General features: G+C 70.4%; 17 protein-coding genes. 9 read left to right on the forward strand and 8 right to left on the reverse strand.

The window, feature by feature from the left end; translation table 11 throughout:
- Both WCE39_RS00495 and WCE39_RS00500 read right to left on the reverse strand, forming a co-directional pair.
- Nucleotides 1–1,125 carry a glycosyltransferase family 2 protein gene (locus tag WCE39_RS00495; RefSeq protein WP_343274750.1) on the reverse strand — a complete coding sequence of 375 codons (1,125 nt, stop codon included), beginning with the start codon at nucleotides 1,123–1,125 and terminating at the stop codon, nucleotides 1–3.
- Entirely contained in the window at nucleotides 1,122–2,735 is a 1,614-nt protein-coding gene (locus WCE39_RS00500; protein WP_343274751.1) for a lipopolysaccharide biosynthesis protein, read from the reverse strand. The genes WCE39_RS00495 and WCE39_RS00500 overlap by 4 nt, the downstream gene beginning before the upstream one ends.
- 127 nt (nucleotides 2,736–2,862) lie before the next feature.
- Here WCE39_RS00500 and WCE39_RS00505 point away from each other — a divergent pair, with 127 nt between their 5' ends.
- Both WCE39_RS00505 and WCE39_RS00510 read left to right on the forward strand, forming a co-directional pair.
- Nucleotides 2,863–3,651: a class I SAM-dependent methyltransferase gene (locus WCE39_RS00505; protein ID WP_343274752.1), complete on the forward strand. Its 789-nt coding sequence runs from the start codon at nucleotides 2,863–2,865 to the stop codon at nucleotides 3,649–3,651.
- Complete coding sequence (locus tag WCE39_RS00510) at nucleotides 3,648–4,814, forward strand: glycosyltransferase (RefSeq protein WP_343274753.1); 1,167 nt, start codon at nucleotides 3,648–3,650, stop codon at nucleotides 4,812–4,814. The genes WCE39_RS00505 and WCE39_RS00510 overlap by 4 nt, the downstream gene beginning before the upstream one ends.
- Here WCE39_RS00510 and WCE39_RS00515 read toward each other — a convergent pair.
- Genes WCE39_RS00515 through WCE39_RS00525 form a run of 3 tightly spaced genes read right to left on the reverse strand, consistent with a single transcriptional unit; the run spans nucleotide 4,811 to nucleotide 9,760 of the window.
- Nucleotides 4,811–5,821 (reverse strand): NAD-dependent epimerase/dehydratase family protein, encoded by a 1,011-nt coding sequence (locus tag WCE39_RS00515; RefSeq protein ID WP_343274754.1) that lies wholly within the window; start codon nucleotides 5,819–5,821, stop codon nucleotides 4,811–4,813. The two genes, WCE39_RS00510 and WCE39_RS00515, sit on opposite strands and share 4 nt — an antisense overlap.
- Entirely contained in the window at nucleotides 5,818–6,897 is a 1,080-nt protein-coding gene (locus WCE39_RS00520; protein ID WP_343274755.1) for a Gfo/Idh/MocA family protein, read from the reverse strand. The genes WCE39_RS00515 and WCE39_RS00520 overlap by 4 nt, the downstream gene beginning before the upstream one ends.
- Nucleotides 6,898–6,937: 40 nt before the next feature.
- Nucleotides 6,938–9,760 carry a right-handed parallel beta-helix repeat-containing protein gene (locus WCE39_RS00525; RefSeq protein ID WP_343274756.1) on the reverse strand — a complete coding sequence of 941 codons (2,823 nt, stop codon included), beginning with the start codon at nucleotides 9,758–9,760 and terminating at the stop codon, nucleotides 6,938–6,940.
- A gap of 97 nt (nucleotides 9,761–9,857) precedes the next feature.
- Between WCE39_RS00525 and WCE39_RS00530 the strand changes: the two genes are divergently transcribed.
- From WCE39_RS00530 to WCE39_RS00560, 7 genes are read left to right on the forward strand one after another with little or no spacing between them, the layout of a single operon-like run.
- A complete protein-coding gene (locus WCE39_RS00530) occupies nucleotides 9,858–10,859 on the forward strand; it encodes a polysaccharide deacetylase family protein (RefSeq protein WP_343274757.1) in 1,002 nt (333 codons plus the stop codon).
- A gap of 16 nt (nucleotides 10,860–10,875) precedes the next feature.
- On the forward strand, nucleotides 10,876–11,610 hold the full coding sequence (locus WCE39_RS00535; RefSeq protein WP_343274758.1) for a J domain-containing protein: 735 nt from the start codon (nucleotides 10,876–10,878) through the stop codon (nucleotides 11,608–11,610).
- A gap of 2 nt (nucleotides 11,611–11,612) precedes the next feature.
- Nucleotides 11,613–13,580: an asparagine synthase (glutamine-hydrolyzing) gene (gene asnB, locus WCE39_RS00540; RefSeq protein WP_343274759.1), complete on the forward strand. Its 1,968-nt coding sequence runs from the start codon at nucleotides 11,613–11,615 to the stop codon at nucleotides 13,578–13,580.
- A complete protein-coding gene (locus WCE39_RS00545) occupies nucleotides 13,577–13,876 on the forward strand; it encodes a hypothetical protein (protein ID WP_343274760.1) in 300 nt (99 codons plus the stop codon). Before asnB ends, WCE39_RS00545 begins: the two co-directional genes overlap by 4 nt.
- Nucleotides 13,873–15,603, forward strand: coding sequence for an HAD-IIIC family phosphatase (locus tag WCE39_RS00550; RefSeq protein WP_343274761.1), 1,731 nt, complete (start codon nucleotides 13,873–13,875; stop codon nucleotides 15,601–15,603). Before WCE39_RS00545 ends, WCE39_RS00550 begins: the two co-directional genes overlap by 4 nt.
- Nucleotides 15,600–16,544, forward strand: coding sequence for a polysaccharide deacetylase family protein (locus WCE39_RS00555; protein ID WP_343274762.1), 945 nt, complete (start codon nucleotides 15,600–15,602; stop codon nucleotides 16,542–16,544). Before WCE39_RS00550 ends, WCE39_RS00555 begins: the two co-directional genes overlap by 4 nt.
- 2 nt (nucleotides 16,545–16,546) lie before the next feature.
- The gene (locus tag WCE39_RS00560; protein WP_343274763.1) at nucleotides 16,547–17,647 is read left to right on the forward strand and encodes a hypothetical protein; all 1,101 of its coding nucleotides are present in this window, start codon (nucleotides 16,547–16,549) and stop codon (nucleotides 17,645–17,647) included.
- Between the two features lie 24 nt (nucleotides 17,648–17,671).
- Here WCE39_RS00560 and WCE39_RS00565 read toward each other — a convergent pair whose 3' ends face one another.
- The 3 genes from WCE39_RS00565 to WCE39_RS00575 form a co-directional block, all read right to left on the reverse strand.
- Complete coding sequence (locus tag WCE39_RS00565; protein WP_343274764.1) at nucleotides 17,672–19,258, reverse strand: class I adenylate-forming enzyme family protein; 1,587 nt, start codon at nucleotides 19,256–19,258, stop codon at nucleotides 17,672–17,674.
- Nucleotides 19,255–19,518, reverse strand: a complete 264-nt coding sequence (locus WCE39_RS00570; RefSeq protein WP_343274765.1) for an acyl carrier protein — start codon at nucleotides 19,516–19,518, stop codon at nucleotides 19,255–19,257. Before WCE39_RS00570 ends, WCE39_RS00565 begins: the two co-directional genes overlap by 4 nt.
- Before the next feature lie 61 nt (nucleotides 19,519–19,579).
- Nucleotides 19,580–20,974 carry a TIGR03013 family XrtA/PEP-CTERM system glycosyltransferase gene (locus WCE39_RS00575; protein ID WP_343274766.1) on the reverse strand — a complete coding sequence of 465 codons (1,395 nt, stop codon included), beginning with the start codon at nucleotides 20,972–20,974 and terminating at the stop codon, nucleotides 19,580–19,582.
- Nucleotides 20,975–21,079: the final 105 nt, after the last annotated feature.

Raw genomic sequence — 21,079 nt, forward strand, 5'->3', positions numbered from 1 at the left:
TCACCACAGGTGCAGGCCGCGGCCGCGTGCGAAGGCGAACGGAGCCTGCGCCGCGAACAGGTTCATGTGCACGAACGCGACCAGCATGCGCACCGGGCGCATCGCCGCAAGCATCGGCATGCGGGGGGCGAGTGCGACCAGCGCCAACCCGGCCGCGGCGGCGATCGCGCAGACCAGGTAGAACGCGTGGCCTGGCGCGAGGGCCAGCGTGGCGCCGACCATGCCCAGCAGCGCCCACGGCGCCGCCAGGCGCAGCAGCTTGTGCCCCACGAAGCGGAACCACAGCGGGTTGCGCCGCGGATCCAGCAGCCAGGGGGCGAGCTGCACGAGCTGCAGGTTACCGGCCAGGGTGCGTACCTTGCGCACGCGCTCGCGGGCCGACGAGTCCGACGCGCGATCCCAGGCCACCGCCTCCGGCTGCCAGGTCACGCGCGCGCCCTGCGCGGCCACCTGCATCGGCAGCAGCACGTCGTCGAGCACCGTCGCAACCGGCAGCGGCCGGAACAGGCCTCGGCGCATGGCGTACAGCGCGCCACTCAGGCCGACCACGGAGCCACTGGCCGCCTCCGCCATCCTGATCCCCGATTCATAGCGCCAGTAGGCGTCGACGCCGGCCGCGAAGCCGGTGTCCGGGTCCTCGAATCGAAGCTGCCCACCCACCGCACCCACGGCCGGGTCGGCCAGGTGCGCGACCAGTGCACGCAGCGCGCCGGATTCGATCCTCTGGCGCACATCGACCATGAGCAGCACGTCGCCCACCGCCTCCGCCGCCGCGTCGTTGAGGCAGGCTGCCTTGCCGCGACGGTTGCCGAATTCGAGCACGCGCACGCGCGCGTCACCGGTGCCACGCGCCACACGTGCGGTGCCGTCGCTGCAGCCGTCACAGGCGACCAGCAGCTCGATGCGGTCACCCGGATAGTCCAGCCCGAGCAGGTTGCGCAGCTTCGCCGCGACGATGGCCTCACCGTCGTGCACCGGCATCACCACGCTCACCATCGGCAGCGGCGCATCCCCACACGCGGCAACCGGGCGCGGGGCACATCTGGCGCGCAGCAGGATGCAAAGCGGATAGCCGGCGTAGGTGAACGCGACAAGCAGCGCGCAGCTCCAGAACACAAGGCTCACGGCACGCTCCCACCGCCGCAAAACCGCACCGCCATGGTGTTTACCCATGCACCCAGGCGCGGATATCGCTGGCCCAGGCCAACGAGGATGCGGGCGTCTTCGCGCCGCCATGCGCGATAGCCAACGCTGGCGGCGGCGTAGGCCAGCACGTATGCAACGGCCGCGACCAGGCCGCCCCAGAGTTCTGGCAGCACCCGCAACAGCACCAGCGCCGGCAGCAGCGCGGTGGCGGCGGCGGCCACCAGCCGCAGCAGTTCCCGCCACGGCATGCGCAGGTCCAGCAGGCGGGTGATGCCGACCCAGGTAACTGCAAACACCAGGACCCGCGACACCGCGTGCGCCAGCACCGCGCCGGCCAGGCCATGGCGCGGCACCAGGTAGATCGCCAGCGATGCCGTCACCAGCAGCGACAGGACGACGAAGCCCACGCGCAGCTTCTGGTTGTCCGTGGTCGACATGAGCGCGCCGAAGGCTCCCTCCGCCATGGTCAGCCCGCCCACCACCACCATCACCTGCAGCGGCAGCACGACCGCGCCATAGGCGTCGCCATACAGCAGCACCACCAGGGTCGGTGCGGCGAGCGCACCGGCACCGGCCAGCAACAGGCCCAGCGCCGCGTAGTAGCGCACCGCACCGGCGACGATGACGCCCGCGCGCTCGCTTCCACCGGCGCCAAATGCATGCGACATCATCGGCATCAGCACCGTGCCAAGGCCGGATGACAGCATGTCGATACCGCCCCGGGTCAGCGCCGCCGCGATCGCGAAATAGCCAACCGCCGCAGCGCCGGCTGTGCGGTTGAGCAGCCAGGTCTCGATCGACTTGTTGCCCAGCGCCCAGGCGAGCACCAGCAGCACGGTCCACCACAGGTGGTTGCGCACCCGCGGCTGCAGCGCGGCATCGAGAAGCCCGCGGGCTGGCAGCAGGCCGGCGCGGCGGCGCAGGGTCCAGCCGGCCACCGCATGGCCCGCGCCCACGAGCGCGAACAGCACGACATAGGCGTCCAGCCCGGCTCCCGTCCACAGCAGCAGCAGCACCGCGCCGATGTTGAGCAGGCTCATCGTCACCGTGGCCCCGGCCTCGATGCCGTAGTGGCCGTAACCCTTTGCGATCGAGACGTCGAAGATGAACCAGGCCTTGCACATGCCTGCGGCGAGCGTGGCAACCGCGAACAGGCCGAGGCCCTCGCGGTCCCAGCCGGTGGGCTTGAATTGCGGCAGGAACACCAGGAAGGCGATCGTTACCAGCGCGGCGCTGGCGAGCTGGCGCTTCAAAAGCCAGCCGTGGACGTGGCCGGCGGTCTCCCCGGAACCCCGGCCGAGGCTTTCGGACACGAAGCGGATGGCGGTCGTGGTGATGCCGTTGTTCGCCAGCATCACCAGCAGCCCCGCCAACCACACCACGTAGGCATAGCGTCCGAAGTCGTCAGGACCCAGGGTGCGCGCGATCACGATGCTGGTGAGCATGCCCAGCGCGTAGGTGACGTAGGTCGATCCCGTGACCATCATCGCGCCGCGGAATGCGGACACGCCGCTGAAAAGCTGGTTCGACTGCTGGCGTGCCAAAGTGATGATCACTGGGCGAAGGTGGCTGCCTTTGAGAACGTGCATGCGAGCCCGATCCGGCCACGCGGTCCCGTCCTCCGCGTTGCCATTGGCCTTTCCACGCCGGTCTCCACGTTCCTTGTCCAGGACACTCTCGAAACGCGCGGCCGGGCAGGCCTGCGGTCAAGGAACCATGTATTACGACGTTTACAGCCGGCAGGACATCGTTGACGACTTCGCTTCCCGCAACCACCTCACGCCGGCGGAAGTCGCGGCACTCGGCGAGGTCTGGCCGCTGGTGCGGGGGGACGTGCTTGACGTCGGTGTCGGCGGTGGCCGCACCACGGGATACCTGCAGGGAGTTGCCCGGAGTTACCGCGCGCAGGACATTTCCGAGAGCATGGCCGATGCCTGCCGGGCGATCCATCCGGACGCCGACGTCAGCGTCGGCGACGCACGCTCGCTGGCCACGTACCCCGATAACGGCTTCGACCTGGTGCTGTTCTCGTTCAACGGCATCGATTACATCGAACACGCCGACCGGAAGCAGGTCCTGGCCGCGGCGTACCGCGTGCTTCGCCCCGGCGGTGCGTTCGTGTACTCGTCGCACAATCTCGCCGTGCTGGACGGCCGCCTGCCCCCGGTCGCACCCGCGCCGATAGTGCCCACCCCTGATCCGATCCGGATGCTGGTTCGCAGCGTGCGGACACTGGCCGCAAGGCTGCGCAGGCGCCGCAACCGCAAGCGCCTGCAGGACCGGCAATACCTCGCCGACGACCATGCCGTCATCAACGACGAAAGCTATGACCACTCCCTGCTCACCGTCTACGTCGATCCGGCCGCGGAGTGCGAGGCCCTGACCGCCGCGGGCTTCGTGGACACGGTGACGATCGACGCGCGCGGCCGGCGCGATCCCGCGCGGCACCTGGACCCCTGGGTCTATTACGTCACCCGCAAGCCCGCGCTCCGGTCTTGCGGGTGAGCACAGCCTCGATGGCCTCCGCGCCGCGCTCGGCCGGCGAGGGCCGGCTCTCGATCCTGCACGTGGTCGACTCGCTCGAGTGTGGCGGCCTGGAGCGCGTGGTCGCCGATCTCTCGGTCGCGCAGCGCGACCACGGTCATTCGGTGGCGGTGTTCAGCCTCACCGATGCCTCCGGCCTGGGCCCCCAACTCGCAGCCGCCGGGATCGACGTGATCGAAGGCGGCAAGCGCCCGGGCTTCGACCTCGCCCCGCTGGCGCGGCTCGGGCGCGCGATGGCGGACAAACGGGCCGGGATCGTCCACAGCCACAACTTCGTACCCAACTACCACGCCGCGCTGGCCCTCGCGCTGCCCGGCCACGGGCGAGCGGCGCTGGTCAACACCTGCCACAACATGGGAGCCCGGCTGTCCCGGCCGCGGCTGCGGGCGCTGTACCGGCTGTCGCTGATGCGTACCGCGCGCGTGGCCGGCGTCGGCGACCAGGTCGCGCACCACCTGGTCGCGCAGCGCCTGGCGCCTGCGTCACGTGTGGCCGCGGTGCGCAACGGCGTTCCCGTGGCGCGCCCGCCCGGCGACGCCGACCGCGCCGCCGCCCGCGGCGCGCTGGGCCTCCCAGCCGACGCGCTGGTGGTCGGGTGCGTCGGCCGGCTGGTGGAGCTCAAGAACCATCGCCTGCTCCTGGACCAGGTGCCGGTGCTGGCGGCGATGTTCCCCGGCCTGCGCGTACTCCTGGTCGGCGACGGTCCCATGCGCATGGGGCTGGAGGAGCAGGCCCGGGCGCTCGGCATCGCGGAGCGCGTGCAGTTCACCGGTGCCCGCGAAGACGTCGCACGCCTGCTGCCCGCCCTGGACGTGTTCGCCCTGCCCTCGCGCACCGAGGGCCTTTCGATCGCCCTGCTGGAGGCCTGCGCGGCGGCCTTGCCGGTGCTGGCGAGCGATGTCGGCGGCAACCCGGAAATCGTGCGCCCGGGCCGTACCGGCCTGCTGTTCCCGAGCGACGACGGCGCGGCGCTGCGCGCGGCGCTCGCGCAGCTGCTGTCGGACCGGGCGCTGCGCGCGTCGCTTGGCGCGGCCGCGCACGCCTGGGTGGCCGCCAGCGCCTCTATCGACGCGATGCGTGCGCGCTATGACGGGCTGTACGCGGATGCGATCGGCGCGGCCTAGGGCTCCGCGCCGCCGCCCAGTGCATCGAACGTCCTCCGCATTCCCTCCGCCGTGTCTACCTTCGGCGTCCATCCAAGTGCCTTGAGGGCGGCGTTGGAGTGGCGGAAACGCCGGTACATCGAGCGCACGATGTAGGGCGTGAATACCGCGGGCAGCTGGCCCTTCGAGCGGCGGTTGTACGCGACCAGGCCGCGCGATCCCAGCAGCAGCGCCCAGTACGGCACCGGCAGCATGCGCACTCCCCGCATCCGTGCACGGTAGCCACGCAGATAATCCGCACAGTCGGGCAGGTCGTCGTCGACCACGCTGTACGCCGCACCGTCGGGCGCCCGCAGCGCCGCCAGCGCGATCGCGTCGGCACAGTTCTCCACGTAGGTCAGTGGCAGCTCGGCACGCCTGCCGAGGCTGAAGAACAGGCCCATCGCGGAAATTCCGACGCGCGACGATGGCCCTGCCGCGCCCGGCCCGTAGATGACTCCGGGACGCAGGGTGACGGTCTCGAGCGCGCCGGACTGCCGGTATGCATCGACCAGTTGCTCCTGCCGCGTCTTGGCGTGCGCATACGCGCCTTTGGAAATGCCGACGTCCTCGATCGGCACCGACTCGTCGTGGACCGCGCCCGTCGCCAGTCCCTCGGTGCGATAGACCGAGAACGAACTCACCAGCACCAGCCGGCGCACGCCGGAGGCGACGCATGCATCGAGCAGGTTGCGCGTACCGACCACGGTGTTGGCGAACATGTCGGCGGCCGACCCGCGCATGCCGGCGGCGGCGTGGACCACGCAGTCCACGCCGGCGGTGACCGCGTCGAGATCATGGCGGTACAGCAGGTTGGCGCCGACGGTCTCGATCGACGCCGAGGGAAATCGTTCGGCCAGCTGCTCGACCAGCCCCGCAGGCGGACGTCCACGAAAGTGCAGGCGCAGCTGGCCCACGCCCTGCTCCAGCAGGCTTGCCGCGACGTGTCGGCCGAGGAAGCCACCCGCCCCCGTCACCAGGACCCTCATCGCCGCGCCTCCGCCGGGCCCACCGCGTCCACGATGGCGTCGATCAGGGTCGCCACCTGCAGGATCTCCGCGGCCGGGACCGGATCCGGCGCAACACCGCGGATCGACTCGTGGAAGCGCTGCAGCAGCACCCGCATGCACTCGAAGTAATGGAAGTCGTGGCGTGCGAATGCCGCGACGTTGCCGAGGCCGCCACGCGCGAAGCGCGCCGACTGTACCCAGGCCGGAAACAGTCGCCCGATCGCGCTGGGCTGCTCCTGCCGCTGGCTGCGCACCAGGGTCCGGGCGCCGTAATCGAGTTCGACGGTATCGCGCGTGCCGCGCACGGTCATCGCGTGCGACACCGGGCGGGCGTGCGAACTGACCATGCCCGACACCGTCACGCCGTTGCTGCCGGCAAGCAGGAAGCGCAGCTCGTCGGGCATCGCATCGACCAGCGCGCTGCCGCTGTCGGGACGCATCCGCCACGCCCTGGCATGGACCTCGACCGGACCCTCAAGGAACGGCACCACCTTCGCCAGCACATGATCGATCACGTTGTGGAACAGCTTGCCGGGCAGGCGATGCACCCAGTGCGCGGGATCGGACATGACCGCGATGCCGTAGTCGCCCGAGAGGTTGTAGCCGTAGCTTGTTTCGATGTGCACGACGTCGCCAAGGCGGTCCTGGTCCAGCAGGCCGCGCAGGGCAAGCGCCGGCGACTCGAAATTGTAGAGGTAGTTCACGCATGCCTTGCGGCCGTTGCGCGCGGCGCAGTCGAGGATCGCCGCGGCCCCGCGGGCGTCGAGCGCAAAGGGCTTTTCGACGAACACGTGGCAGCCCGCGTCCAGCGCCATGCAGGCCAGGGCGACGTGCGAATCCGGCGGCGTGGCCACGTGCACGACGTCCAGCCGCTGCGCTTCCAGCATGGCTGCGACATCGGTGTAGCCGGCCACGCCCGGCCAGCGATCGGTGAACTGCCCGACCATCAACGGCTCCCGGTCGCAGGCGGCGACGAGTTCAACGCCGTCCAGCGCGCGCAGCTGTTCGGCATGGCCGTCGGCGATCTTGCCGCAGCCGATGATTCCAACCCGCATCAAACCCCCTCCGCCATGGTCCTGTCCTTTCCGGTGCCGCTCACAAGGCCACCGCGCGCGGCTCGGCCACCGCACCGCCACTGACCGCATCGCCGGCCGCGCGATAGCCTGGTCGCGGCACTTCGTAGTCGCGGCAGCGGTTCGGATCGCCCGCCCGGCCGTCCTCGGCGGCGCGCACGATGTTGTACATCTCGCGTGCGCTCACGTAGTGCAACTTCCACGTCTCGCCGTCGTTGTATCGCGACTCCAGGTAGTCATAGGCCTGGTCCATGGACGTCCCCAGCAGGGTGTCCATGTCGCAGTCCTCGGCGCCGTGGGTATGGATCTTCACGAAGGTCCACTCCGGCCGTCCCTCGACGTGGATGCCGGTCTGGACCCAGGCATCGACGCGGTCGCGGCTCGGCGGTGCCACGGCGCGGATGTCGCTGTTCTCGATCCGCGGCAGCAGCCCGAACTTGCGGCTCTTCCAGCGCAGGCCCAGCGGGCCCTGGATGATCACCAGGTCGCCGTCGGTGTCGCCGCCCACGCGCACGCGCTCGCCGGTGTCGTGCGATTTCGGCTTCTGCGGATCGTCGGTGGCGCGATAGATGCGGTTGATCGTGCGCGGCTGGCAGGGATCGGGCGCGGCCGGGAAGGTGAAGTCGGCGTAGCAGCCTTCTTCGCGCAGCACCGTCAGCTCGTTGTCCACGCCGCAATGGCCGCCGCCCGGGTGGCTGTTGTCCAGCGCCCAGTCACCATGGATGAAGGCCCAGCGCGGCTGCCCGGTCACCGGGTCGCGTGGCAGCGCGTCGTGGCGCGACGCCAGCGTGTCCGCGAAGTCGGCAAGCTTTGCGCGCAGCGTCGCCTCGGTGTCGTCGTGGTGGTGCAGGTGGATCTCGATCTCGCCCAGGCCCATGCGGCACAGCTCCACCAGCGAATCGATGTGCTCGGGGCGGTACTCGTCGCCGGGGAAAAAGAACGAATGCACCGGCGGCCGGCCGTCGGCGTCGCGGTGGCCTGCGCACAGCAGCGGCAGGTCGCGCCTCCAGCGCGCCACGCGCTCGCATTCGCGCGCGTATCCCGGTTGCCCCCAGCCTGGCTCGTAGTGATCGACAAAGCAGAACAGCAGGTGCCGCGTGGTGCCTTCCGGCACCGGTGCGCGCCAGTCCTGGCGCAGCCAGGAAAACAGCCAGCCGGCCACGTTGCGACGGTGCAGCAGCCATGCGGCCGCGGCGATCGCCGCCAGCAGGGCCAGTGCCGCGGCAAGCGCCACCCAGGCCAGCGACGAGCCCCATACACCACGGGCCGCAGCCGGGGTGGAGGCGTCCGCGGCTGTCGCAGGCGCCGGGGCGGCGTCTTCCGTCGCCTCGGGATCGCCTGCCGGCGCGCCATCGTCTGCCGGCACCACCGCCGGCGCGGCCTGCACCCCGGTGCCGAATGCGCCGATGGTCATCGCACCCGTGCGGAGCACGCCGCTGATGTCATCCTCCAGGCCATCCACCGCGATTCCCGCACCCGGAACCGGCGCGGTCGCGACCAGGCGGCCGGCATCATCGACGCGGAAACCGCCTGAAACGCTGTGCGCGTCGGCACCCGAACCGGCCTGCCACCGCGCGAACGGCAGCGGCTCTGACAGGTGCAGGCCGCCACCCTCGGGTCGGCCATCCATGAAGGTGCAACCGTCGCCATAGGCGTTGTAATCGCTACCGGGATCGCCGGCGAGCGCGGACAGGCCGCCCATTTCGACCGAGTGGCGGATCTCGACGCAGTGCCCGCTGTCCATCAGCACCAGGTTGTTGACCAGGCGCGGATTGACGCTGGGCGGACGCCCGGCGTGCGCCTCCCTGTCCTGGAACGCGATGCCGAAATACAGCGCGGCGTGGCCCCGGCGGCCGGCGTCGACGATGGTGTTGTTGGCCACCAGCGCATCCTTCGCCGCGTACAGGCCGATCCCCGAATAGCCCGTGTTGCGCACCAGGTTGTTGCGTACCACGCCGCGCACCGACTCGTACCATCCCGGGTTCACCTCGGGATCCAGGTACTCCGGACTGGTGTCGAAGCCGGCCAGGATGCCCGCCGCGCCTGTGTTCTCGATCCGGTTGCGCTGCACCAGCACGTCGGCGGCGCCGCCCTTGAAGTACAGGCCGGTGGTGGCGACGTCGTGGATGTAGCTGTCCTCCACCACCATGCCCGAGCCGTTGACGTTGTCGATGCCGTCGGCATTCATCGCGTCCAACGGCGTGCCAGGCGGGTAAATGGACCCGGTGTTGCGGATCTCGACGCGGCGGATCGTCACGTTCTCCGACTTGGGCGTGATCTTGATGCCGTCGCGCCCGGTGTCGCGGATCAGCAGGTCCTCCAGCACGATGTTGGAGGCCCCGCGCTCGCTGGCCGGGCCACCCTGGTACCAGTTGGTCTGCATCATCACGCCGTAGACCCGGCCGCCGCTGAGCTCGAGGTTGCTGATGCGGCTGCCGGAGGCCGGCGGATCCACCTGCACGACCACGGTCTCGGGCGTCGCGATGTCGCAGTGGATGTGCGCGCGCTCGCCCGGATGTGAGCGCAGGACCAGGCGGACGCGCAGGCGCACGTTGCACTCGTTGTAGGTGCGGTTGCCCGGCGGCGCGCGCAGGGTCACGGTGTCGCCGTCGGCGACCAGGTAGCTCGCCGGTGACAGCACGTGGCGGATGGTGCGGAACGGGCGCTCGCGGCTGCCATCGTTGGCGTCGCTGCCTTCGGTAGAAACGAACCATTCGCGCGCGCCCGCTGGCGGCGCGATGGCCACCAGCATGCCCAGGAGCATGCACGCGAACGCGCCGCGGCGGCTGCGCCCCGCGACGCCGGCGAGAGAGGCTTCATTGGACTTGCCGTGCTGCTGGTGCATCGGGTTTCCCGTATGGATGGCTGGTCGCGCCGTGGTTTCGCGTTGGTATGGACAACGGGAATATCGGCGGCGACAGGCCGCGGTCGGGGATGGCCTGATGATGAAGAGGGACATGGTGGCGAAGGTGCTGGCGACACCGGGGCTGCGCCGCATGGCAGCCGCCGCGCTCCCGCGCGACGGGGTGCTGGTGCTGAACTACCACCGCGTCGGCGACAGCAGCCGCTCGCGCTACGACCGTGCCCTGTGGAGCGCCACCGCCGAGGGCTTCGATGCCCAGGTCGCCTTCCTGAAGGCCAACTGCGACGTCATCGCGCTCGACGACATCACCGACGCGCTGCAGCGGCCCCGCGGACGCCACGTCGCCATCACCTTCGACGACGGCTACCTGGACAACCATGACATCGCGCTCCCGGCACTGCTCCGCCATCGCGTGCCCGCGACGTTCTTCATCGCCACCGGCTTCATCGACCGCAAGCTGCTCCCTTGGTGGGACGCGATCGCAATGCAGGTGCGCGAAACCCGCCGCGCGTCGCTGGACCTCGCGCCCTGGGTCGACCAGCCGGTCACGCTGCAGCGCGACCGCGAAGCCTCCATCCGCCACGTCCTTGGCGTCTTCAAGCAACTGCCGTTCGGGCAACTCGGCCCATTCCGCGCTCGCCTGGCCGCCGAGACCGGCATCGAGCCGCCGGAAACGGTGGAGGGCGAATGGATGGACTGGGACATGGTCCGCGCGATGGCCGACGCAGGAATGACCATAGGCGGCCACACCGTGAACCATCCGATCCTGTCCACGCTGCCCGTGGCCACGCAGCGCGACGAGATCGAGGGTTGCGCAAAGCGCCTGCGCGAGGAACTCGGGATCGCGATGAAGCACTTCGCCTACCCGGTCGGCAGCCGCACCGCGTTCAACGACGATACCCGGCGCCTGCTGCGCGAGGCCGGCGTGCAGCAGGCGTTCTCGTTCTACGGCGGGATCGCGCAGGCGGGGTCGGCGCAGCTCGACCTGCAGCGGACCGCCGTGGAGGAAGGCTTCGGCCGCGACCTGTTCCGGGCCATGGTGCAGGTGCCGCGGCTGTTCTGTCGCCAGGCCGTGGCGTGAGCCGGGAGGCGCGCACATGATCGGCGGCGTCGACTTCGCGAAAACCTACGCCGAGCTGGGCGTGGCGCCCGACTGCGGCCTCGGCGCGTTCAAGCAGGCCTATCGTCGGCGCGTGGCCGAACTCCACCCCGACCGCCCGGCGGCCCGTCCACGCGATCCCGACCTGCTCATCGCCCTCAACCTCGGTTATGCGGCGGTGCTCGATTTCCACCGCGTGCAGGGCCGGCTGCCCGGCGCAGTGGTCGCCGCCGGATCCGGAAACAGTACGCGGCCGCACGCGTCCGCCCTGCGACCGATGGCCGTGGCGGCGCCACCACGTACGGCGCCGCCTGCCGCGCGGCGCGTGCCGTCCATGCGCGTCCTGCTGCTTCCGGTGCTGCTGGTGGTCGCGGCGATCTGGCGCTGGCTTCCGGTGTCCGCCCAGGCGGAGGTCGACGCCGCCCCCGGCGTGTCCCACCAGCCGGCAGTGCCGGCGCAGGTCCACGCGCAGTTGGGCATGGACCGCCGCACCGTGGCCACCCTGGTGGGCGAGCCCGTTGCGCGCGATGCCGACGACGCCCACTGGATCTACGGACCGTCCTGGATGCATTTCGAATGCGGCCGCCTCGCCGACTGGTACAGCTCGCCGCTGCGCCCGCTGCGGGTCGGGTCGACACGGCCGGCGCCGGGCGACGCGGCGCGGCGCGGCGCCGGTGCGGCCTGTATTCCAGGCGGGAAGGCCGGCCGCCATCGCATCCATGGAGAGCCCTGAACATGTGTGGACTGGCCGGCTACCTCGGAAGCCCGGTGCCGCCCGATGGCGCACGCGCGGTACTGGGCGCGATGATCGCCACCCTCGCCCATCGCGGACCCGACGGTTACGGCGTCCACGTCGATGACGGCGTGGGCCTGGCGCATGCGCGGCTGTCGATCATCGACCTGGCCACCGGCGACCAGCCCATGGCCAGTCCCGACGGCAGCGTGTGGACCGTCTTCAACGGCGAGATCTTCAACTTCGTGGAGGTGCGCGCGCAGCTGGAGGCGCAGGGCCACGTCTTCCGCACGCGCTCGGACACCGAAGTGATCGTGCACCTGTACCAGCGCCACGGCGACGCGTTCGTCGAGCACCTCAACGGCCAGTTCGCGATCGCGCTCTGGGATGCACGCAGGCGGCGGCTGGTGCTGGCCCGCGACCGCCTCGGCATCCGTCCGCTGTACTACACCCGCGCCCGCGGCACGCTGTGGTTCGCATCGGAGGTGAAGGCCCTGTTCGCGGCGCTTCCAGGCCATGCGCGGCTGGATCCGCTCGGCCTGGCACAGGCGCTGACGCTGTGGGCGCCGCTGGATCCCGACACCGCCTGGCAGGGCGTTTCCACTTTGCCGCCGGGGCACATCCTCGCCATCGAGGCCGACGGCCGTGAACGCCTGCATCGCTACTGGGACTGGAGCTTCCCTGAAACCGGGGATGCGGCCCGGCCGTGGCGCGACATCGACCAGGCCGCGGGCGAGCTGCGCGAGCGCCTGGTGGACGCCGTGCGCCTGCAGCTGCGCGCCGACGTACCGGTGGGTGCCTACCTGAGTGGTGGCCTGGACTCCTCGGGCATCGTGGCCCTGATCCGCACCGCCACCCGGACGCCGGTTCGCACGTTTTCGGTCGCCTTCGCCCAGCGCGAATTCGATGAGAGCGAGCACCAGCAGGCGATGGTCCGCCACCTGGGCACCGACCACACCACGCTGCGCATCGGCGCGCACGAGATCGGCGCGGGCTTCCAGCGCTTCGTCGCCCACGCCGAGACACCGGTGCTTCGCACCGCCGGCGTTCCGCTGATGCTCCTCGCCGATGAAGTGCGCCGCCAGGACTACAGGGTGGTGCTTACCGGCGAAGGTGCTGACGAGGTTTTCGGCGGCTACGACCTGTTCAAGGAGGCCAAGGTGCGCCGCTTCTGGGCGCGGCAACCGGGATCGGCCGCGCGTCCGCGGCTGCTGGGGCGGCTGTACGGCTACCTGGCCAATTCGCCGTCGTCCAACCCGGCATTCGCCGCCGCGTTCTTCGGCCAGGGCATGGAACACATCGGACGCCCGGTGTTCGCCCACCTGCCGCGCTGGTCCACGTCCGCGCGCGCGCTGGCGTTCCTGTCCCCCGAGCTGCGCGCCTCGCTGGCGGGCTTCGATCCGATGGCCCTGGTTGAGTCGCGCCTGCCCGCATCGATCATGCGCTGGGCGCCGCTGGCGCGCGACCAGTACGTCGAGGCGAAGACCCTGCTGGCCGGCTACCTGCTGGCAAGCCAGGGCGACCGCGCGGCGATGGCGGCATCGATCGAGGGCCGCTATCCCTTCCTCGACCACACCCTAGTGGAGTTCGCCAACCGGCTTCCACCGCAGTGGAAGATCCACGGACTCTCGGAGAAGCACGTGCTGCGCAAGGCGCTGGCCGGCCTGCTTCCCGACGACATCCTGCGGCGCACCAAGCAGCCTTATCGCGCGCCAGACAGCCAGAGTTTCTTCGTCGACGGCAAGCCGCTGGACTACGTGGCCGAAGCCTTCGATCCCGATGCGCTCCGCGCCGACGGCATGTTCGACGCCGACGCGGTGTCGCGCCTGTACGCCAAAGCCCGGAGCGGCAAGGCGACCGGATTCGCCGACAACCAGGCCTTCGTCGGCATCCTTTCCACCCGCCTGCTGCACCGCACTGCATCCGCAGCCGTGCCTGCACCTCCCCTGCCCGAGCTGGAAACCACATGACTACCCGAGACTCCGTCGCCGCGATCCTGGACCAGGCCATCGATGCGATGAATGCGCAGCTGCCGCCGGCGCGCACGCTGGAAAAATCGCCGGCGTTCGCCCTGGTCGGCAGTGGTTCCAAGGTCGAATCACTGACGCTGATGGGGCTGGTCGTCGATATCGAGGACCGCCTGATGGACGCGTTCGGGGTCGAACTGCCGCTTGCCGACATGATCGGCCTGCCGCTGGAGCAGAACCCTTTCCGTTCCCTCGCCGCGCTGGCGGACGCGCTGGCGGAAGGAGTCGACGCACGATGACGGGCCAACCTCCGGTCGCTGGCAACGCGCGGACGCTGCGCTGCCTGCTGCTCTCGGACTTCAATACCCAGGTGCTGGCCAACCACCTGGCGGCCGATGGCGGCGACCTGCAGCTCGCCGTCGACTGCGCCGACTACGGCCAGGTGGCACAGGTCCTGGCCGACCCCGGGCACGGCGCGTGGCAGACAAGGCCCGACTGCACGGTTGCCTGGGCCAGGGCGGCGGCGGTATCGCCGGCGTTCGGGCGGCTGCTTGCCGGCGACCGCTGCCAGACCGACGCGCTGCTGGCCGATGTCGACGCCTACGCGGCGCTGCTGGTCGCGGCCGCGGAGCACTGCCGGATGCTGCTGGCGCCGGCATGGGTGGCGCCGGCCTCGGGGCGCGGCCGCGGGCCCCTTGAGTATCGCGACGGCCACGGGATCCAGATCGCACTCGCGCGCATGAATGTCCGCCTTTCAGAACAGCTGCAGGGCTGCGACAACGTGCTGGTGCTCGACGCCCAGCGCTGGCTGCTCGCCGGCGGCGAGCGCGCCCATTCGCCGAAAATGTGGTTCATGGGCAAGGTGCCGTATGGCGCGGAGGTCTTCGCGGCCGCGGCGGCGGACATCCGCGCCGCGCTCCGCGCGCTGCAGGGGCGCTCGCGGAAGCTGGTCGTGGTCGACCTCGACAACACGCTGTGGGGCGGTGTAGTCGGCGATGTCGGCTGGCAGGCGCTGGCGCTCGGCGGCCACCACCATGCCGGCGAAGCGTTCGCGGCCTTCCAGGAGGAGCTGAGACTGCTCAAGCAGCGCGGCGTGGTGCTGGCGATCGCGAGCAAGAACACCGAAGCCGTGGCCCTGGAGGCGATCGACCAGCACCCGGAAATGCGCCTGCGCCGCGGTGATTTCGCCGGCTGGCGGATCAACTGGGCGGACAAGGCGGCCAACATCGCCGACCTTGCCGCGGAGTTGCGCCTGGGCCTGGACTCGGTGGTGTTCATCGATGACAACCCGGTGGAACGCGAGCGCGTGCGCTCCGCCCTGCCGGAGGTGCTGGTGCCGGACTGGCCGCGGGATCCCATGCTGTACGCGCACGCGCTGCGCGGCATGGACTGCTTCGACGCCCTGCACTTCACCGCCGAGGATGCGGATCGCGCCGATGCCTACGCCCGCGAGCGCGTGCGCCGGGATGCGCGGGCACGCGTGGGCGATCTCGCCTCGTGGCTGCGCGGGCTCGGCACCAGGGTCACGGTGGAGCCGCTGTCCGCGGCCAACCTGCAGCGCGCTGCGCAGCTGCTCAACAAGACCAACCAGATGAACCTGCGCACCCGGCGCATGGCCGCGACCGAGTTCGCCGACTGGGCCGCCATGCCGGGCCACCACGCATGGACCTTTCGCGTCGACGACCGCTTCGGCGACTCCGGCCTGACCGGCATCGCGAGCCTGGCGATCGACGGCACCGATGCGGTGGTCGCGGATTTCGTCCTCAGCTGCAGGGTCATGGGGCGCCAGATAGAAGAGGCGATGCTGGCATGGCTGCTGGCGCAGGCGCTGCGGCTCGGCGCCGGGCGCGTGGTGGCGGACTTCGTCGCCAGCGACCGCAACCAGCCATGCCTGGACGTGTTCATGCGCTCCGTACCCGACGCGTGCGACGCGCCGCGCTTCACCTTCGATACCGGCCGCCCCTGCCCGATCCCGGAGTCGATCACGCTGCTTGAGCCCGACAGGGTCGAAGAGGTGGACGCATGACGCCCCTGCCCGCGACACCGGCCTGGCCCGACGGCAAGCGTTTCGCCTTCACAATCTTCGACGACACCGACCGCAGCACGCTGGACAACGCTCCCGCGGTCTACGCCCTGCTCCGCGACCTCGGCATCATGACCACCAAGTCGGTGTGGCCGCTCGGCCCGAGCCGGCCGCCCAGCGTGGTGGGCGGCGCCACCTGCGCCGAGCCCGCCTACCTGGACTGGGTCCTGCAGCTGCAGGCCGAAGGGTTCGAGATCGGCCTGCACAACGTCACCTACCACACCTCCCTGCGCGAGGAGATCGCCCGGGGCCTGGATCGCTTCAAGACGCTCTTCGGACAGCGCCCGCGCGTGCTCGCCACCCACACCGACTGCGGCGAGGGCATGTACTGGGGCAGCGCCCGGGTCAGCGGCCCGCAGCGCCTGGTCTACGATGCCCTGACCCGTTACCGGCAGCGCGGTTTCGGCGGCCACGTGGAAGGCCATCCCTCGTTCTGGGGCGACCTGTGCCTGGATGAGGTGGACTACGTGCGCAACTTCACCTTTCCCGGCGCCAACACCATGGCCTCATGCCCGTGGATGCCCTATCACGACCCCGACCGGCCCTGGGTCAAGTCGTGGTTCGCTTCATCGGAGGGCGCGAACTGCGGCATCTTCAACGCCACCCTGAGCGAAGAGGCACAGGAGAAACTGGAGGACGAAGGTGGCGCCTGCGTGATGTACACCCATTTCGGAAAGGGGTTCTGCAACGACGGCGTGCTTGATCCCCGCTTCGTCGAATTGATGACGCGGCTTTCCCGACGCGGCGGCTGGTTTGTGCCGGTGTCGACGCTGCTCGACCACGTCGCCGCGTCGCGCGGCGGCGTGCATGCGCTCACCGCGTCCGAGCGCGGCCGGCTGGAGCGCCGGTGGCTGCGGCACAAGTTCAGCCACGGCACGTCCTGACGATGGCGATCGAAGCCTACCTGCCCGACCACGAAGCGGCCGTGGCCCGCTTCAACCGGCGCCTGGCCGACGGCGGCTCGCCGTTCCGCTTCCCCGCATCGAGCCGCATCCCGTGGCTGCCGAAGGACCCCGGGCGCACCACCTTCCTCGAAGGCTACGTCGCGCTTGCCGACGGCGAGGTGCGCGGCGGCTACCTGGTCAAGCAGCAGCCGTTCGCGCTCGAGGGCGAAGTCCGGGACGACATCAGGAACCTGCAGCTGCCGCTGTCCGAAGGCAGCATCGACCCGGCGCACGCGCGCGTGGGCGTTGAGGTCCTGGCCAGTGCGTCGCGCCGCAACCGCACGATGTACGCGCTGGGCATGGGCGGCGCCCACACGCCGCTGCCCACCGTGTTGCGAAGCATGGGCTGGACGGTCGGCCTGGTGCCGTTCTATTTCCACGTGGTGCGGCCGGCGGCATTCCTGCGCAACATCAGGGTGCTGCGCGGCTCTGCGCTCCGCCGCATGGCCCTGGACATCATCGCCGCGACCGGCCTGGCCGCTCCGGCACTGGGCCTGGTCCAGGCACGCTGGCTGCGAGGCCCGCGACCCACGGTCGAAGTCGCCGACCGCTTCGGTGACTGGACCGACGCCATCTGGCAGGAGGCGCACGGCCACTACGCCCTGCTCGCCCTGCGCGATACGCGCGAGCTCAACGCGCTGTACCCGCCCGAGGCGGAAAAGCCGATCCGGCTCAAGGTATCGGTGGCGGGACGCGTGGTCGGATGGGCGCTGGTCTTCGACAGCCGCCTGGACGGCCACAAGCAGTTCGGCGATATGCGACTGGGCACGCTCGTCGACTGCCTTGCCCTTCCCGGCCAGGAATCGGCAGTGGCGCTGGCCGCCCGCGAGCATCTCAGGGCGCGGGGCGTGGACCTGGTGGTGAGCAACCAGCAGCACGCCGCCTGGGGCGCCGCGCTGCGCCGCCACGGCTTCCTGCGCGGGCCGTCCAACTACGCCCTGGCGGTGTCCAAAGGACTGCATGCGGCGCTTGCGCCGTGGGATGCCTCAGCGGACCGGATCCACATGACGCGCGGCGACGGCGACGGCCCGATCCATCTTTGATACGGCCATCCCCGAGGGCTGCGCTCAGGACGGGAGCGCGTGCAGCCCGGCTTCCGGAGCGCCGTCGGCCTCGGCCTGCAGCTCGCTGCGCCGGATCTTGCCCGTGCCGGTCTTCGGCAGCGAGTCGCGGAACTCCACCGTGCGCGGCACCATGAACTCCTCCAGGTGGGCGCGGCAGTGCGCGATGACCGCGCGCGCGTCCAGTCCGGGGCCATCGACCACCAGCAGCGCCTTGAGGGCGTGGCCGAGCAGCGGGTCGGGCACGCCCACCAGCGCCGCCTCGCGCACGCCGTGCATCGCGTACAGCACGTTCTCGACTTCCTTCGGGCTGACCTTTTCGCCGCGCGACTTGAGGATGTCGTCCTTGCGCCCGACGAAGTACAGGAAGCCCTCCGCGTCCATCCGGAACAGGTCGCCCGTGTACAGGACGCGCTCCCAGGGATAGCGCCCCGGCCGCAGGGTGCGGGCGGTGGCCTCGGCGTTGTTCCAGTAGCCCTGCATCACGTGCCCGCCGCGCACAACCAGTTCGCCGATGGTGTCCGGCGGCAGCGGCTGGCCCGCATCGTCGACCACCCAGGCGCAGGTGCCGGGGATGGCGATGCCGACGCTGTCGGGTCGGCGCTCCAGCTCCTCGGGCGGAAGCCAGGTGCAGCGCTTTGATTCGGTCATGCCGTACATCGAGTACACCCGCGCGGCCGGGAACAGCTGCTGCAGGCGCCGGATGTGCGCTGGCGGCAGCGCGGCGGCGGTATTGGTGAGGCAACGCACGCTTCGCGCCCAGGCGGGGTCGAAGTTGCGCAGCTGCAGCAGCAGCGCGGCCATCGTCGGCACCAGCGGGAACACGCTCACGCCCTCGCTGGCCAGCAACGGCAGCACCTTCTGCGGGAACGCGAAGGACTTCTCCAGCACCAGGGTGGCGCCCAGCTTCACGCACATCAGCAGCTGGTAAAGGCCGTAGTCGAAGGCCAGCGGCAGCACGCTGAGCACCACGTCGTCCCCGCTGGAGCGCAGATAGGTCGTGATCGAGGCCGCGGCGAAGCGCACGTTGGCGTGCGTCATCATCACGCCCTTGGGATTGCCGGTCGATCCCGAGGTGTAGACCAGCATGGCCAGGTCGATGTCGATGCCGACCTCCGCCGGCAGCCGGGCCTGATCGGCCGCCGCAAGGAAGCGGTCATAGCCGATGGGCGTGCCGTCGGCACCATCGCCCTCGCCATCAACCACCACGATGCGCCGCAGGCCAGGCGCGCGGGCCGCGGCCGACAGCGCGGCCGGCAGCAGGCTGGCCTGGGTCAGGAGCACCGACGCGCTGCAGTCGCCAAGCACGAAGGCCAGCTTGTCGGCCTTGGTGGTGGGGTTGATGACCGAGAACACGCCGCCTGCGCGCAGGGTGCCGAACACCCCGACCGCCGCCTCGACCGAATTCTCCAGGAACACCACGCAGCGGTCGCCGTTTTCAAGGCCGGCGTGCCCGGCCAGGGCGGCGGCAAAGCGCTCGCTGTCGGCGTGCAGGGTGGCGTAGTCCACGCGCTGCCCGCCGCGCACGATCGCCACCTTGTCCGGATGCGCCGCGGCCGCCCGCGCAAGCCAGCGTTCGCAGCGTGCGGTCACTGCGCCGGCTCCGCTTCCAGCTTGCGCGCGACGAAGGCGCCGATGGCGGCGATGCTGTCGAGGTTCTCCGGAACCACTTCGTCATCGTCGACCACGAAGCCGAAGTCCTGCTCCAGCCAGGTGACCAGCAGCAGCACGCCCATTGAATCGATCACGCCGGACTCGAGCAGGCTGAGGTCGGCGGCGGGCGCCTCGCCGGGACTGGCGGGCGGGAAGTTCTCGTCGATGAACGTGCGGACTTGTGCTTCGTACTGGCTCACTGGGACATCCATGAAGGGTTCAAGTCAAAGAGAACGGAATCCACGCCGGCGTGCGGCCGGCTCATCGCGCACCGCGCCCGAACAGCACCACCTCCACGGTCTGCAGCAGGATCAGGAAGTCGAACAGCAGGCCGTGGTTCTTGACGTAGAACAGGTCGAATTTCAGCTTCTCGTGCGCGTCGGCGGCGGATGCGCCATAGGGATAGCGGAGCTGCGCCCAGCCGGTCAGGCCCGGCTTCACCGAGTGGCGCACGCGGTAGTAGCGGATCTCGTCGTTGAACTGGTCGACGAACTGCGGCCGCTCCGGCCGCGGGCCGACGAAGCTCATGTCGCCGGTCAGCACGTTGAACAGTTGCGGCAGCTCGTCCAGGCGGGTCTTGCGGATGAAGCGGCCGACGCGGGTGGTGCGGTCGTCGTTGCTGCTGGCCCACTGCGCAACGCCATCCTTTTCGGCGTCGGTGCGCATGCTGCGGAACTTCGCCAGTTCGAAGCTGCGACCGCCCTCGCCCACCCGGACCTGCCGGTACAGTGCCGGGCCGCCATCCTCCAGGCGCACCGCCAGCGCGACCAGCAGCATCGCCGGCCAGCCCACCAGCAGCAGTACCAGCGCCGCCGCCAGGTCGAAGGCGCGCTTGCTGAGCCGGCGGATGAAGGAGTGGTCGAAGCCGCCCGAAAACACCAGCGACGAGGGGTCCACGACCTCGAGCTTGATCATGCCCGCCTCGCGCTCGAAGAACGCCGGCAGGTTGACCACCGACACGCCGCGCTGCGCACAGGCCAGGATGTCCTCCATCGGCAGTCCGCCCCGACGCTCGTCGGGCGCTACCACGATCTCGTGCACGCCCAGGCGCTGGACCAGGGCAGGGAGCGACTCCTCGACGTCCAGGCACAGCGCGGCAGACACCACGACCTCTTGGCCGGGGACGGGCAGGAAGCCGAGCACCGCAAAGCTCTGCCGGTCCGCCCGGCGCCGCATGCGGCAGTTGATCAGGTCGGCGTTGCGCCCGGCACCGTAGACAAGCACGCGGCGTTTGTACGCTTCCCCGCGCATCAGCCTCTGCACGACGACGCGCAGCCCGTAGACGCCGGCAAACCCCAGCGCCAGGGTGATCGCGAGCAGGCCCCGGCCGATATACGTCGACGGCATCAGGTAGTACAGCACCAGAAGCGCGATGCCGCCAAAGCAGAACGCGAGCAGCAGGCGCAGCAGCAGCTCGCTGCGGCTGAGCCGGATATGCGCCTGGTAGAGGCCGAACGCGGCCATCGACATGGTCACGAAGACCGACACCAGGAGCGCGGGCACCGGACCGCGCTCGAACAGCAGTTCGCGGCCGGCGGGATCGTCGGGGAAGCGCAGCCAGATCGCCGCCACCACCGCCAGCACCACCAGCAGCGACTCGCCGATCCACAGCCACCGGGCCACCTGGTTGGCGCGGCTGCCAAAGACGCCGATCACGGGGACCTCCGGGCGGCGGGCGTAGTGCCCACCGTGCAAGTGGCAGCCTGTCTGTGCATTGCTCCCCCATTCGGCCTGGTGCCAGACCCGGTCCAATCCGGATCA

This window comes from Luteimonas yanweni (assembly GCF_039548475.1).
Taxonomy (GTDB): domain Bacteria; phylum Pseudomonadota; class Gammaproteobacteria; order Xanthomonadales; family Xanthomonadaceae; genus Luteimonas.